The 13,748-nt window shown below is 68.9% G+C and carries 10 protein-coding genes; 7 read left to right on the top strand and 3 right to left on the bottom strand.

The window, feature by feature from the left end; all coding sequences use genetic code 11:
• Window positions 1-79: 79 nt before the first annotated feature.
• Both Poly30_RS26750 and Poly30_RS26745 read right to left on the bottom strand, forming a co-directional pair.
• A complete protein-coding gene (locus tag Poly30_RS26750; protein ID WP_145205150.1) occupies window positions 80-2,821 on the bottom strand; it encodes an AAA family ATPase in 2,742 nt (913 codons plus the stop codon).
• Window positions 2,822-2,824: 3 nt separating this feature from the next.
• Complete coding sequence (locus Poly30_RS26745) at window positions 2,825-4,072, bottom strand: metallophosphoesterase family protein (protein ID WP_145205147.1); 1,248 nt, start codon at window positions 4,070-4,072, stop codon at window positions 2,825-2,827.
• A 161-nt stretch (window positions 4,073-4,233) separates the two neighbouring features.
• Here Poly30_RS26745 and Poly30_RS26740 point away from each other — a divergent pair, with 161 nt between their 5' ends.
• Together Poly30_RS26740 and gdhA are read left to right on the top strand one after the other, a co-directional pair.
• Window positions 4,234-4,701, top strand: a complete 468-nt coding sequence (locus Poly30_RS26740; RefSeq protein WP_419190714.1) for a PA2169 family four-helix-bundle protein — start codon at window positions 4,234-4,236, stop codon at window positions 4,699-4,701.
• A gap of 194 nt (window positions 4,702-4,895) precedes the next feature.
• Entirely contained in the window at window positions 4,896-6,245 is a 1,350-nt protein-coding gene (gene gdhA, locus Poly30_RS26735; protein WP_145205141.1) for an NADP-specific glutamate dehydrogenase, read from the top strand.
• A 12-nt stretch (window positions 6,246-6,257) separates the two neighbouring features.
• Here the strand turns inward: gdhA and ispG are convergent, their stop codons facing one another.
• Window positions 6,258-7,403 carry a (E)-4-hydroxy-3-methylbut-2-enyl-diphosphate synthase gene (ispG, locus tag Poly30_RS26730; protein ID WP_145205138.1) on the bottom strand — a complete coding sequence of 382 codons (1,146 nt, stop codon included), beginning with the start codon at window positions 7,401-7,403 and terminating at the stop codon, window positions 6,258-6,260.
• Window positions 7,404-7,752: 349 nt separating this feature from the next.
• Here ispG and Poly30_RS26725 point away from each other — a divergent pair, with 349 nt between their 5' ends.
• From Poly30_RS26725 to Poly30_RS26705, 5 genes are all read left to right on the top strand, one after another.
• Complete coding sequence (locus Poly30_RS26725; protein WP_145205135.1) at window positions 7,753-8,979, top strand: NAD(P)/FAD-dependent oxidoreductase; 1,227 nt, start codon at window positions 7,753-7,755, stop codon at window positions 8,977-8,979.
• An 85-nt stretch (window positions 8,980-9,064) separates the two neighbouring features.
• Window positions 9,065-10,420: an efflux RND transporter periplasmic adaptor subunit gene (locus Poly30_RS26720; RefSeq protein ID WP_145205132.1), complete on the top strand. Its 1,356-nt coding sequence runs from the start codon at window positions 9,065-9,067 to the stop codon at window positions 10,418-10,420.
• A gap of 33 nt (window positions 10,421-10,453) precedes the next feature.
• Window positions 10,454-11,182 (top strand): ABC transporter ATP-binding protein, encoded by a 729-nt coding sequence (locus Poly30_RS26715; RefSeq protein WP_145205129.1) that lies wholly within the window; start codon window positions 10,454-10,456, stop codon window positions 11,180-11,182.
• A gap of 3 nt (window positions 11,183-11,185) precedes the next feature.
• Window positions 11,186-12,358, top strand: a complete 1,173-nt coding sequence (locus Poly30_RS26710; protein ID WP_145205126.1) for an ABC transporter permease — start codon at window positions 11,186-11,188, stop codon at window positions 12,356-12,358.
• 2 nt (window positions 12,359-12,360) lie between these two features.
• Window positions 12,361-13,530 (top strand): ABC transporter permease, encoded by a 1,170-nt coding sequence (locus Poly30_RS26705; protein WP_145205124.1) that lies wholly within the window; start codon window positions 12,361-12,363, stop codon window positions 13,528-13,530.
• The last annotated feature ends 218 nt before the right edge of the window (window positions 13,531-13,748 follow it).

Below are 13,748 nucleotides of genomic sequence, written 5' to 3'. Positions count from 1 at the left end.
CGGGTCGCGGTGACGCAGGCGAGCCCATGCCCTGGCCCGATTCTGGATCGGAGGATGGCATTTTGACGCGCCGAAGGCCCTAGAGATCGATTCTGAGGGCCTCCAGGGCCCTTTCTGCCTCATCCGCCAGAGGCGCGTGGCAGGTGAACAAGAAAATCTGCCGTCCGGGGCCCCGCGACCCCGAAACGGCCGCACGAGTACGGAGCGCGCGGTAGAGGCCGGCCCGACGCTCCTCGTCCCAGTGGACGAGCGCCTCGTCGAGGAGCAGGGGCAGCGGCTCCTGCCCGGCGTCCGCGGCTTCGGCCACCCCGAGCCGCAGGGCGAGGTGCACCTGCTCTCGGACGCCGCGGCTCAGGGGTGGCTCGCACGGAACGAATCCGCCCGCCTCGCGACTCATGACGCAGAGTCCGGCGCGCTCGCCTCCCTCCCCGTCCGGGCTGAACGCCAGCGTCCGGTAGCGACCGGCGGTGATCGACTCCAGCCAGCGCCCGGCGCTCGCCAGAATCGCGGGCTGATGCTCGGTGCGGTAGCGGCGCTCGCCTTCGGCCAGAGCGTCGCGGAGTCGAGTCAGCTCGCCGTGACGCTCCAGCGCCTCGGCGCGCGCCTCCCGAAGCTGCAGCATCTCGGAGTCGATCGCGGACCGCGTTCGCTTCGGCCGTTCTCGCATGAGTCGCTCGTCCATCCGCGCCAGCTCGTCCCGGCGCTCCGCCATGCGCTCTTCCAGTTCCGCCACGCGATCCTCGACCGCGCGCAGCTCGGCACCGTCGAACTCGCCGCTCCGAAGGGCGGGCTTCAGAAGCGGATCCCGTGACGCCAGATTCCAGCCCGGCTCCTCGCGAAGCTCACGCAGCGCGCCGCGGCTTCGCTCGCGCGCGGCCCAGGCGTCCGCGACGCGTCGATAGGCGCGCTCCAGCACCGGCTCGCCCGGTACCGCGCCCTCCAGGGCGGCACGCAGCTCCTCGAATCGATCCGCGACCTCTCGCAGGCGTTCGGCCGCGCGCTCCCGCTCGAGCGTCGCCCGTCGTCGCTCCCGCTCATCGACGAGGCGGGCGCGCTCGCGGGTCCTCGCCGTTTCCAGTCGCTCGCGGAGGAGTGCGGGCGCGTCGTCGGGCGAGGTCCAGCTCGCCTGCCTGACCTCCGGCACGAGGTCGTTGGCCATGCGGGCCCAGCGCTCCCGCTCCGCCGCGCTGCGTGCCAGTAGCTCGCGAGCTTCGCCCTCGAGCGCGTCCGCTTCAGCCCGCTGGGTAGCGGCGCGCGACAGGGGCTCCAGCACCGCCGCGATCTCGGCGGGGCTCCCGATGAACGACGATCCGAGTCCGATTCGCCGCGCCAGGCCCTCCAGCTCGGCCGGAGGTGTGACCCGCCCGCCGCGCGCAGCGGCCCCTCCGAAGCCCGCGGCCCCTCCGAAGCCCACGGAACTGCCGGCACCGAGCACCGCAACGGCCGGTGCTGCGGCAGCGGCCAGCGCTCCTGCCCAGTGGGCGCCGCCCAGGAGCGCGGATCCGCCGGCCGCGGCTCCCGCGACGAACGCCACGGTCCAGCCCGCCCCCGAGACTCCGAAGCGCTGCTCGCTTGACCCGGAAGACCCAGAGCCGGTGGATCCGGATCTCGATGGCGCGCCCAAGGCGCTTGCGCGCTCCCACTGCGCGCCGAGGGCGCGCAGTTCCACGAGGTCTCCGTCCGCTGGACCGTCCTGGTTCTCGCCATCGCCCCGCCGCAGGATCGAGCGCTCCACGTGCACGGCTGCGCCGCGAATCTCGCGCGCCCGCAGGCGCTGGGTCTCCGCCTTCGACTGCCACTGCTCAACCCGCGCTTCGTCGCGCGCGAGGCCCGTGATCGACTCGGCGTGCGCGAGCAGCCCCCGATCGCGCTCGTCGAACTCGGCCTCGGGTTCCGCGAGCCGTCGCGTCGGCTCCTCCAGGGCGACCTCCGCATCCTCCAGGTCCGCGAGCATCGGCGCAGGCGGCGCGAGCGTCACGGCCTCGAACGGGGCGAGGTCCACGTCGTGGTCGAGGGCCCCGAGCGCGATGCGCGCCGCGCGCTCGATCAGCCTCAAGCACGAGAATCGCTCGTGGGCTTCGACGAGTTCGCGGGCCTCCTCCCCCAGGAGGCGTCGGCCGTGCTCCAGCTCGGATTCCAGGCGGATCAGCTCCTCCTCCACCTGGCGGGTCTCGCGGCCCTCGGCCATGAGTTCGGCGAGCCGCGCGTCGATTCGCGCCACTGCCGTCTTCTTCGACCGGCGGTCGTCGCGCCACAGTCTCGCGCGCTCTCCATCGATCTCAGCCACGAGTTCACCCACGGAGGGCAGATCGGGAAGCGCGCCGCCGCCGAGGAGCAGCTCTTCCACCTCGCTCTCCAGCTCGCGGTCGAAGGCGCGCGCTCGATCGGGATTCAGGGTATAGACGGCATCGAACAGGCTGCCGGTGACACGTCCCGCGGCCGGAACGGGTTCGTTCGACCGCACGAAGGCTGCGTCTTTCGTGGTGGCGCCAGCCAGCGTCAGACGCGAGCTCGGACCCGCGTCCATGCGGCGTTCGACGAGGAACGTCCCGTCCCTCGTCCTGACGGTGGCGCTGATCTCCAGCGCGGGCTCGTCCGCTGCGGCGTCGCTTGCCGCTTCGGGGCGAAAGGCGGGGCTGGCCATGGGATGCAGCCTCGCGCTCGGCGGCGAGAATCCGAAGAGCGCGCTGCGCAGGGACTGATGGAACGAGGACTTGCCGCGCTCGTTGCGACCGTGGACGACGACGACGGCCGCGTCCGTCGAAAAGCGTCGGCCATGAAGCGCGCCGAACTGGTGGATGTCGAGGTGGAGGATACGCATGGGTCATCCGTCCGATCCGTGGAGAAGTCGCCCCAGGAGGGCGTCTTCCAGGCGGAGCGCCGCGCCGTCATCGTGCTCGCGGCAGACCGCCAGCGCCTCGCGCAGCGCCGATGGCGTCCGCTCGATGCGGGCGAGGAGTTCGCGGGAGCGGTCGAACTCCGATGGGCCGTGGGATAGGCGTTCGACCGCGGTTCGATCCGGCGCGAGCTCCACCTCCAAGAACTCGCCGAAGTGCGGGCCGCTCATGCGCTGGAGCTCCTCGCGAACCGCCAGCGCGAATCCCTCCGGAGCCGCGGGGCCCGCGTGGTCGAAGCGGACGACGATCTCGCGCGCCTCGGGCCCGTTCCCCTCCGCTGCCGCTGCGTCCAGCGCCGAGGCAATCGCCTCGGCCGCGCGCTCCGGTTCGGCCTCCTTCGCGAGCTCACCGCGGCATCGAAAGAACTCCACGGGAGCCAGCGCGACGAACTCGGGTTCGCTCTCCATTCCGTCGCGATCCACCTCGACGAGGAGGCCGCCCTTGGGCCCGGCCTCCCGCGCGTTTCGCCCCTGAAGATTGCCGGCGTAGTAAGCCGGGATCGCAGGGTCGACGCGACCGCGGACGTGAACGTGTCCCAGCGCCCAGTAGTCGAGATCGCAGGCCATGAGGTCCGCGACGGAGCACGGCGCGTACGGCTGATGCCCATCAGCGCCCGCCGCCGAGCCGACCTGGGTGTGCAGAAGGCCGATGCGGGGAAGCGCGGCGTCTAGCGGAGCGGCTTCCAGCTTGGCTCGCATCGCGTGCACGAGGTTGTCGGTCACGCGAGACGTGGCGTGGCCAGCGGCGATCACCTGGCCCACGACTTCCCGGGCGCGGTTCCGAATCTCGAAGACGCGGGGCGTTCCGTCGAGGATCGTGTGAATGGGGGCGGACCGGCTCGTCGAGCCAGGCCCGCCCACCAGGCGAAGCGCGGCGGCTCTCCCGGAACTCGTCCCCGGGTCGTGGTTGCCCGTGACGTGGAGGACCGTGATCCCGTGCTCGGCGAGGCGCTCCAGCTCGCGCCGGAAGACGGAGCGTGCGGCGTAGCCGAGGCGTTCGTCGTCGAATGCATCCCCCGCGATCAGGGCCGCGTCGACCTCCGCTTCGATCGCGAGATTCGCGGCGGCGACCAGCGCGTCGAGGGAGGCCTGGCGGAGCCGGTCCGCCGTCTCCCTCGTTCCGCCGTAGGCAGAGTCGAGGTGGAGATCGGCGAGGTGCAGGAATCGAAACGTCACGGGGCCACCTTACGGTTCCCCCAGGCCGACCGGGAGCGGCCATGAGCGCGGTTTTACGTCGACTTGGGGCCAGGTGGAGGTCCATGGCGACACTTGAGTTCATCACCTCGCAAGAGATCACCTCGCAAGAGACCGAAGAACCTCCAGCCCAGGAATCCACCATGGAAACTCCCTCGAACCTCAAGGACAATACCGTCGACGAACTCAAGAGCCTCATCACGGCCAACGCGAACAGCGCGGAGATCTATCGCAACGCGTCGGATCTCGCCAAGAGCAGCGGCCTGACGGATCTCTTCCGCTCCATCGCCGTCCAGCGTGAGTCGAACGCCAAGGATCTCCAGCAGGCGCTCGCGCTGACCGGTGAGACGAAGCAGTACGAGACGAGCCTCGCCGAGCCGCTCCAGAGCTGGTTCATGAAAGTCCGCGACAAGTTCCAGAGCGAAGAAGAGGTCGGCCTGCTCTCCGAACTCGAGCGCAGCGAGGACCGCATTCTCCACGCCTACCAGGACGCCCTCAAGGAGACGGCGGGCAGCCCGCTCAACAAGCGCCTGCACGAGCAGATCACCGGTGTGAAGAAGCACCATGACCAGATCCGCGACATGCGCGACGCCGCCAAGGCACGCAGCTGATTCACCGCTGAACCGCGTTCGGCCAGTTTGCTGCTGGCGCTCGCTCGCCAAGCTCCCTTCCCTTCCCTTCCCTGCTCGCAAGCTCGCTGACTCCGGGCCCGGGGGCCCACGTCATCCTTTCCGGTGTCGTGGCTCTCCGGGCCCTTTTTCGTGCCCGCTCCCACGACCGCCCCCCTCTCCCCGCCTTTTTCTGCATGTGTGCCTCCGTTTCCGTGCTGGTCGACGAAGTTCGCTCCGTCGACCCTCACCAGTCCGAGTTCCACCAGGCCGTGAAGGAGGTGCTCGAATCCGTCGTGCCCGTCGTCCACGCCCACGACGAGTACCGGCGCGCGAAGGTCTTGCCACGGCTCCTGGAGCCGGATCGGATCGTGCGCTTTCGCGTGACCTGGGAGGACGACGAGGGGGAGGTCCACGTCCATCGCGGCTGGCGCGTCCAGCACACGAACGCCCTTGGCCCCTACAAGGGCGGACTCCAGCTGCACCCCACGGTGAACGAAGGCGTTCTGAAGTTTCTCGCGTTCGAACAGACGTTCAAGAACGCGCTGACAGGACTGCCGCTGGGCGCAGGCAAGGGCGGGTCGGACTTCGATCCCAAGGGGCGTTCGGACCGCGAGGTGATGCGCTTCTGCCAGGCGTTCATGACCCAGCTCTGGCGCTACATTGGAGCCGACACCGATGTGCCTGCGGGTGATATCGGCGTCGGCGCGCGGGAGATCGGCTATCTCTTCGGCCAGTACAAGCGGTTGGCCGGCCAGTGGAGCGGCGCCATGACCGGAAAGGCCATGGGCATGGGGGGGATACCCATGCGAACAGAGGCCACCGGGTACGGCGCCGTGCTCTTCGGCTCCCACGCCCTGAAGCACGTGCGCGACGAGACGCTCGCTGGAAAGCGCGCGGCCGTTTCCGGCGCTGGCAACGTGGCGCTCTACGCGGCGGAGAAGCTCATCGCGCGCGAGGCGAAGGTCATCACGCTCTCCGATTCCGACGGCCTACTGCGGATCCCCGGGGGCCTCGACCCTGCGGGCTGGGAGGCGATCCGCGAGATCAAGGTCGACCGACGCGGGAGCCTTTCCGACGTTCCCGCGGTTCTCGATGGAACGGAGTTCGTTCCCGAGGGCAAGCCCTGGGGGGAGGCGTGCGATTTCGCCTTCCCCTGCGCCACGCAGAACGAGCTGGACGAAGGGGATGCGAAGGCCCTGCTCGAGAACGGCGTTCGCATGGTCGTCGAAGGGGCCAACATGCCCTGCACCCAGGGGGCCATCGCGCGCTTTCGAGACTCCGAGGTGATCTTCGCGCCTGGCAAGGCCGCCAACGCGGGCGGCGTCGCGGTGTCCGGCCTGGAGATGGCCCAGAACGCCGGCAAGAACCCCTGGTCGCGCGAGCGCACCGAGGAGGAGCTGGAAACGATCATGCAAGAGATCCACGACCGCTGCGTCGAGGAGCCTACGGCGAAGACCGACGGTGGAGTCGACTACCTGCGTGGGGCCAACGTGGCAGGGTTCCGCCGCGTGGCCGATTCGATGGTCGCGTCGGGACTCGTCTGACCGCCCGGAGGGTCAGCTCCGCGCTGCGATCAGGACATCCAGTTCCCGCCGCAGCGCATCGAGGATGTCGTCGTAGCTGAAGTTGCCGACGAGTTCCTCGCCCTTCTTCAGGTTCACCGTCTTCGGGCCGCACCAGAGCCCGAGGTCGGCGTCGTCCGTTTCACCAGGGCCGTTCACGCGACAGCCCATCACGGCGATCGTCAGGTCGTGGTCCGCCGCGAACTCGGTCATCTTCTTGACGTCCTCGGCGAGGTCGATGAACTTCTCGTTCTCGACGCGGCTGCACGACGGGCACGCGATGATGTTCAGGCCGTCGAAGAAGTTCGGCGGCACCGAGCGAAACCTGCCCGCGTTGACGTCGGCGAGGATCTCGCGTCCGACAGCGATCTCCTTGCCCTTGTCGTCGAAGGGAACGGTCAGCGAGACGCGCAGGGTGTCGCCGATGCCGCGCGAAAGGAGCTGTTCGAACGCGATGCGCGTCTTGATGATCCCTTCGGGCGGCATGCCAGCCTCGGTAACGCCGAGGTGAACAGGAACGTCCGGGCGCGCCTCGGCGAATCGAGTGTTCGCATCGATGACGAGGCGCGGGTCCGAGTCCTTGATCGAGACGACGTAGTTCGGGAAGTCGAGGTGGTCGAGGAGTTCGCAGTGATCGACCGCGCACTGAACGATCGCCTGGACGTGGTCGTCCGGAAAGCGCTCCTTGTACTCCGGGGCGATCGATCCCGCGTTCACGCCGATCCGGATGGCGCAGCCGTTCGCACGGGCGGTCTCTGCGATCCAGGCCACCTTGTCGGCGATCGACTTTTCGCGCTCGTGGTGGTGGAGGTGCCCCGGGTTGTAGCGGAGCTTGTCGACGAAGGGCGCCACGATGGCGGCCATCCGGTAGTTCTCCTGGAGGTCGACGCTGAGCGGCACGACGATCCCCTGGGCGCGCATGCGACCGGCGATCTCCTCGAGGGCCTCGGCGTCCTTGGGGGAGTCGACCGCGACCCGGATCAGGTCGGCGCCCGCCGCGTGGATGCGCTCGATCTGGCGCATCGTGGCTTCGATGTCCTGGGTCCGTGTGGCCGCCATGCTCTGGACGGCGATGGGGGCCTGGCCGCCGAGGGTGAGGGGGCCGACCTGGATGGTTCTCGTCCTGCGCTCTGGAATCATGGCGCGAGGAATATAGGTCGGGCGAGCTCCGTTGGATGGGGAGTTCGTCGAACCGTGCTTTTTCAAGGGATTTCTCCCCCTGGTTCCCCGCGCCGCTACGGATCTCCTGATCGCAAAGAGAAAAATCCAGGCTCCGGCCGCCTGGAGAGGTGCAGCTCCCCCCTCATGCCGCCCTCTCGATTGCGCGCCGGCGCCCCCTAACGCGGGCGGATCAACCCCCTCGATCCACCTGCCACCAGCCCATTCGGACCGCGCCCCGAGTGGGCTGGGCCTATTAACCGCCTATTGGCGCGTTCAGCGCTACACTCGTGCCCGTTCACTCGCCCGTTCCGTCTCTCATCAGAATCCGTTGAAGGCCAAAATCCTCATCGTTGGCGGCGGTGCCATGGGCACCAGCATTGCCCTCTCGACTGCCAAGCGCTGCGACCCGCTCACCGAGCCCGTGATCCTCATCGAGAAGGGGACCCTGGGCTCTGGCTCCTCGGGGCGCACGGGCGCGGTCATTCACCAGGGCTACCCGGACCGAGTCCTCGCCGGCATGGCCCGGGACGCCCTCAAGGTCTACGCGGGAATGAACACGCTCGTCGGCCGATCCGTCGGCTACAAGCGCACGGGCGTGCTCGTCGTGGCCGGCTCGGACCCGCAGGCCATCGCGGATCTCAAGGCCGACGTGGCGATGCAGAGCGAACTCGGGATCAACGTCAAGGTGGTGAACGCCGCCGAGATGCGGGCGCTTTGTCCCGGGATTTCGGTCGCAGATGACGCCAAGGGCTCCTACGAGCCGGATGGCGGCTACGTTGAGCCGCGGAGGACGATCAAGACCATCGCCGCTCTCGCCCGCAGCTACGGCGCGAGCACGCGGACCGGCGTTCACAACCCGACGGTCCTGGTCGAGAACGGCCGCGCCGTGGGCGTTTCGACGAGCGAGGGGGAGTTCCGCGCACCGAACGTCGTGCTCGCCGTCGGACCCTGGACCCCGCTCATCCTGAAGAACCTCGGCGTCGAGATGCCGCTCCGGATCGTGCGCATCGAGGAGACGTTCTGCGAGATGCCCGACCCGCCCGCGCTGGAGGACATGGACGAGATCATCGATGACGACATCGAGACGCGCTTCCAGCCCGACCCGCTCGACCTGATGCCCGCTGCTCACCCCGTGATCCTCGATCGGCCCAACGGACTGCACCTGCGCTGCGAGCCGAAGGAGAAGCGCACCCGCATCGGCCGGCTCGGTTTCGACGGGCTGGAGGAGCTGGAGCGCCCGGAGAGCCTCGACGAGGACGTGACCGACGAGTTCCGCAACTGGGCGACGCCGCGCGTTCTGGATCGGATGCCGGTCTACAAGGACATGGCGCCGCGCGGAAACCAGGCCGCCTGGATCACGCTCACGCCGGATCAGCGACCGATCGTCGGCCCCGTCAAGGAGATCCCCGGCCTCTGGATCGTGACCGGATTCTCCGGCAACGACTTCCAGCTCGCGCCGAGCATCGGCGAGGGCCTCGCGCAGATGATCCTCGGCCAGCCCGTCAGCGCGATCGACCCCGAATTCTTCTCCCCGTCGCGCTTCGCGACGGTCTGAGCGCGGAGAGCCTGTGGATCTCGAGAGGCTCAGCATCGATCGCGGCGCCGGCCCCCGACGCGCGTATCGGCGCCGCTCTCCCCTCTTGAAGTGGGGGCTGATCGGCGGCGCGCTCGCGGCCCTCTGGTTCCTCCGAGCGCCGATCCTCGGCGCTGTCGGAGGACTCCGCCAGACAGAAGTCGAGCTGGCGACGGCGGTGATGGTGGCACCGAGCGCGCGAGCGGCGGAGGCCGCCGCCGCTTCGGGTGCAGCGGCCAACGGATATCTGGTGGCGCGGCGCCGGGCCGCCCTGTCGGCCGATACGCCGGGCCGGATCATCGAACTGAACGTCGAGGAAGGCACCGTCCTGAAGAAGGGCGACGTCGTCGCGCGACTGTTCTCGTCCGAGGTAGAGGCGTCGCTGCGCCGCGCGGAGGCCGAGCTCGCCGCTGGAGCGGTGGCCGTGGAGGCTGCGGGGGCTTCGGTGACCTCCGCCGAGAGGCGCCTGGAAGAGGCGCGCGCGCTCGTGGGCAGCGTCACGAGTCAGAAGGACGAGGTCGAAGCGGCGCTCGCGCTGGCGGACAGTGAGTTCGAGCGCGCCAAGGACCTCTTCGGTCGGAAGGCGGTCCCCCGGGAGCAGCTCGATCGCGCCGAGAGCGGCCAGGCCCAGTCCCGTGCGAGGCTCGCGGGCGCGGAGGCCGTGCTGGCGAGAACGCGCGCGGCCGTCGCCAGCGCCGAGTCGGACGTCGAGGTCGCGAAGCTCCAGAAGGCCCAGGCCCAGGCGAACATCGCCGCGCTGGAGGCGGGCCGTGATCTGGTCCGAGCGACGCTCGACAAGACCTTCGTTCGCGCTCCGTTCGACGGCGTCGTCGTCCTCAAGGACGCGGAGGTGGGCGAGGTCGTATCGCCCAACGCCCTCGGCGGCCAGAGCCGCGGCTCGGTCGCGACGATGGTGGACTTCTCCACTCTGGAGGTCCAGGTCGAGCTGCCGGAGACGAGCCTCGACTCGGTCGTCATCGGCCGCCCCGCAGAGGTGTACCTGGACGCGTTCTCCACCGAGCGCTTCGGTGGCACCGTCGACCGCATCTGGCCGACCGCGAACCGGCAGAAGGCCACCATCGAAGTCCGCGTTCAGCTGGACACGATCGACCCTCGCATGCGGCCCGAGATGGGTGTGCGCGTGGTCTTTCCTCCCGAAGTACCCGAGAGCGACGGGGTGGCGGGTGACTCCGAAGCGCCCACCGAGCCCCAGCTTCTCGTGCCCGCGTCGGCCGTCGTGACCCGCGAGGGCCAGCGCGGTGTCTTCGTCGTCGAGAGCGGCGTGGCCACCTTCCGCCCCGTGACCGCTGGCCCGCCCCTGGGGCGGCGCGTCGCCATCGAGAAGGGCCTGGCCGAGGGCGACCGGGTCGTTCTGACTCCGGGCACCGACCTCGACAGTGGATCGCACGTCGTTACGAAATAGTCCCAGTCAGAAGCTCCACGGGAGCCTTCGCCCATGAGTCAGCAGAACGGAATCCAGCTTCGGCAGGTCACCAAGACGTACACGCGCGGCGGAGAGACCCTGCGCGTGCTCGATGAACTCGATCTGGCGATGGAGGCGGGGCACTTCTACGCGCTGATGGGGCCCTCGGGCTCCGGCAAGACGACGCTCCTCAACCTGATCGGTGCGCTGGATCGGCCCGACTCGGGGGAAGTGATCGTGGCCGGCGAGGACCTCGCGCGGCTGAGTCGCTCGGAGCTCTCCGACTGGCGCGCAGGCAACGTCGGGTTCGTCTTCCAGGGGTTCAACCTGATCCCCGTGCTCAGTGCGCTGGAGAACGTGATGCTGCCGCTCGCCCTCACGCCGCTCTCCAAGAAGGAGCGGCGCGAGCGGGCGGAGTTCGCGCTCGACCTCGTGGGCCTCGGCGACCGCCTCGGGCACCGGCCTACGCAGCTCTCCGGCGGCCAAGAGCAGCGCTGCGCCATCGCTCGCGCTGTGGTGACGGATCCGACGGTGATCCTGGCCGACGAGCCCACCGGCGACCTCGACCGCGATTCCGCGGACCAGGTGCTCGAGCTCCTGCGACGCCTCAACGCCGAACTCGGCAAGACGATCCTGATGGTGACCCACGATCCGCACGCGGCGGAGAGCGCCCAGCGCGTCGTCCGGCTCGACAAGGGGCGCTTGATCGGTATCGAGCAGCGCGAGCCGGCGGCTGCCTCCATGACGGAAGGGGCGAGCTGAGCCATGGACCTTCTCCGACTCGTCTGGCGCAACCTCTGGCGCCGCAAGCTGCGAACCTTCCTGACGGTGGGCTCTCTCGTCGTCGCGTTCTTCCTGCTCTGCACGCTACGGACTCTCGTGACGACGATCCAGTCGGGCGCCGATGCGGCGAGCGCGAGCCGCCTGATCGTGCAGTCCGCGGTGAGTCTTTTCGTGGATCTCCCGCAGTCGTATCAGACGAAGATCCAGTCGGTGCCGGGCATCGAGGGGATTTCGAAGTGGCAGTGGTTCGGCGGCTACTACCAGGAGGAGCGCAATCGCTTCGCCCAGTTCGCCGTCGACCCTGCGGAGACCCTGGAGATCTACCCGGAGATGCAGATCACCGAGGGCTCCGCCGAGGCGTTCGAGAAGCAGCGGCGCGGGGCGCTGATCGGCACGGGACTCGTGGAGAAGTACGGATGGAAGCTCGGGGATACCGTGCCGATCTTGCCCGAACTCTTTCCGCATCCCGACGGCCCGGGTATCGCCTGGGAGTTCGAGGTCGCCGCCATCTACGAGCCGACGGCGCGCAACTTCGACCCGAACATGATGATGTTCCACTGGGACTACTTCGAGGACACGGTCAAGGCGGGCAGCGGCGAGGCTCCCGGCGTCGGTACCTACATTCTTGCGCTGGAGCCCGGCGCGGATCCGACCGCCGTGATGGGCCGAGTGGACGCTCTGTTCGAGAACGGGCCCCAGCGCGTACAGACGACCTCGGAGTCCGAGTTCCAGAAGCAGTTCGTCTCGATGTTCGGCAACGTGCCGTTCTTCGTGTCGGCGATCGGTGGCGGCGTGCTCATCGCCATCCTTCTGGCGGTCGTCAACACGATGCTGATGGCCGGCCGTGAGCAGACGCGGGACATCGGCATCCTGAAAGCGCTCGGGTTCACGGACGGCGACGCCGTGAAGCTCCTCGCGCTGCAATCCATGCTGATCTGTCTCGTCGGTGCGGGCCTTGGCCTGCTCCTGGCCCAGGTCACCGAACCCGGGATCGCCGGTGCGCTTGGCAGCATGTTCCCGGGCTACGCCGTGACGTCCTCGACCTACGCGCTGGGCGCGGTGGTCGCCGTGGGGCTCGGGCTCTTCGCCGGGATCGCACCAGCCTGGCGCGCGGCGCGGCTCGACACGGTTCAGGCCCTCTCGGCGAAGGACTGACCATGAAGCTCGTCCCCCTCAGCTACAACCTGCGCAGTCTGATCGTGCGCCGCGGACCGACTCTCCTGACCGTTCTCGGCATCGCGGCGACGGTCGCGACGGTCGCGGGCGTGCTTGCGCTCCAGCAGGGCTTCGCCACGCTCTACGCGGAGAACGGTCGCGCGGATCTCGCGGTCGTGATGCGACCCGGGGCGACCTCCGAGGGCGTCTCCAGCTTCACGCGAGAGGGCGCGCTCCGGATCGCGAAGTCGACGCCGGAGTTCGCGGTCGATGCGAACGGGGCGCCGCTCGCGTCGCTGGAGTGCTTCCTCGCGGTGCGCCGCTACCGGGTCGACGGCGGTGAGACCAACGTGCCGCTCCGGGGCGTCCAGCCCGCAACGTTCGCGATTCGTGGCGACGAGCTGCGGATGAGCGAGGGGCGGAACTTCGTGGCAGGCACCGATGAGGTCATCGTCGGTCGCTCGATCACGGACCGGATCAACAACTGCCATGTGGGGGATGTCCTCACCATCAACGTGACGCCGTTCAAGGTCGTGGGCGTGTTCGAATGCGACGGTCCCTTCGAGTCGGAGATCTGGGGCGACTTCGATCGGATGCTGAGCGCGCTCGACCGCTTCGGTCCGAATCGCGTCCTCGGGAAGCTGGCGGAAGGGACAGACGTCCAGGCGCTCGATGCGCGTCTGCGGGAGAGCCGCGAGACGCCTGCTGCGGTCACGACCGAGCGGGACTACCTGACGGCGCAGACCGAGGTGCTCTCCGCCATCCTCGTCTTCCTCGGCGCGTTCCTTGGCTTGATCATGGGCGTGGCGGCCGTCTTCACGGCGACCAACACGATGCTCTCGGCCATCGCGTCGCGAACGCCCGAGATCGGCATCCTTCTTTCGACCGGTTTCAGACCGCTCTCGATCTTCCTGTCGTTCCTCTTCGAAGCCGTACTGCTCGGCTTGCTCGGGGGAGTGCTTGGCGCGCTGCTCGTGCTTCCGCTCAACGGCATCCAGACGGGCACGACGAACTTTCAGACTTTCACGGAAGTCGCGTTCGGTTTTCGGATCACTGCCCCGGTGCTGTTGACGGCGATCGGGTTCAGTCTCGCGCTGGGTGTGATCGGCGGCACGCTGCCTGCGCTGCGAGCGGCGCGCATGACGCCAACGGAAGCGCTCCGTCGGCAGTAGTCGCGCGGAAGCGCACACACGTTCGATCGAGTCGCGTTCGTTCGGCCCCACCCGGGGCGCGCCTGGATCCGTCTGGCGCGTGTGGGAGGGCGGTTATCGGCGATGATCGGGCGCGGGCACAGGGATTGCTCCGGTTCCTCGCCGCTCCCGTCCCACCGCTCGCGCGCTTCGTGCATGTGAACGCACCGGGAGTCGGCGCTCGACCTATCCCTCGCGTT

Origin of the sequence: Saltatorellus ferox, from assembly GCA_007751475.1 — a bacterium.
GTDB lineage: Bacteria > Planctomycetota > UBA1135 > UBA1135.
The sequence above is the reverse complement of the archived record's forward strand: the minus strand, read 5'-3'. Positions and strand labels throughout refer to the sequence as shown.

Coding starts and splice junctions, on each gene's coding strand:
- Poly30_RS26750 (WP_145205150.1), bottom strand. CDS start 2,821: ATGCGTATCCTCCACCTCGACATCCACCAGTTCGGCGCGCTTCATGGC.
- Poly30_RS26740 (WP_419190714.1), top strand. CDS start 4,234: ATGGAAACTCCCTCGAACCTCAAGGACAATACCGTCGACGAACTCAAG.
- gdhA (WP_145205141.1), top strand. CDS start 4,896: ATGTGTGCCTCCGTTTCCGTGCTGGTCGACGAAGTTCGCTCCGTCGAC.
- ispG (WP_145205138.1), bottom strand. CDS start 7,403: ATGATTCCAGAGCGCAGGACGAGAACCATCCAGGTCGGCCCCCTCACC.
- Poly30_RS26715 (WP_145205129.1), top strand. CDS start 10,454: ATGAGTCAGCAGAACGGAATCCAGCTTCGGCAGGTCACCAAGACGTAC.
- Poly30_RS26710 (WP_145205126.1), top strand. CDS start 11,186: ATGGACCTTCTCCGACTCGTCTGGCGCAACCTCTGGCGCCGCAAGCTG.
- Poly30_RS26705 (WP_145205124.1), top strand. CDS start 12,361: ATGAAGCTCGTCCCCCTCAGCTACAACCTGCGCAGTCTGATCGTGCGC.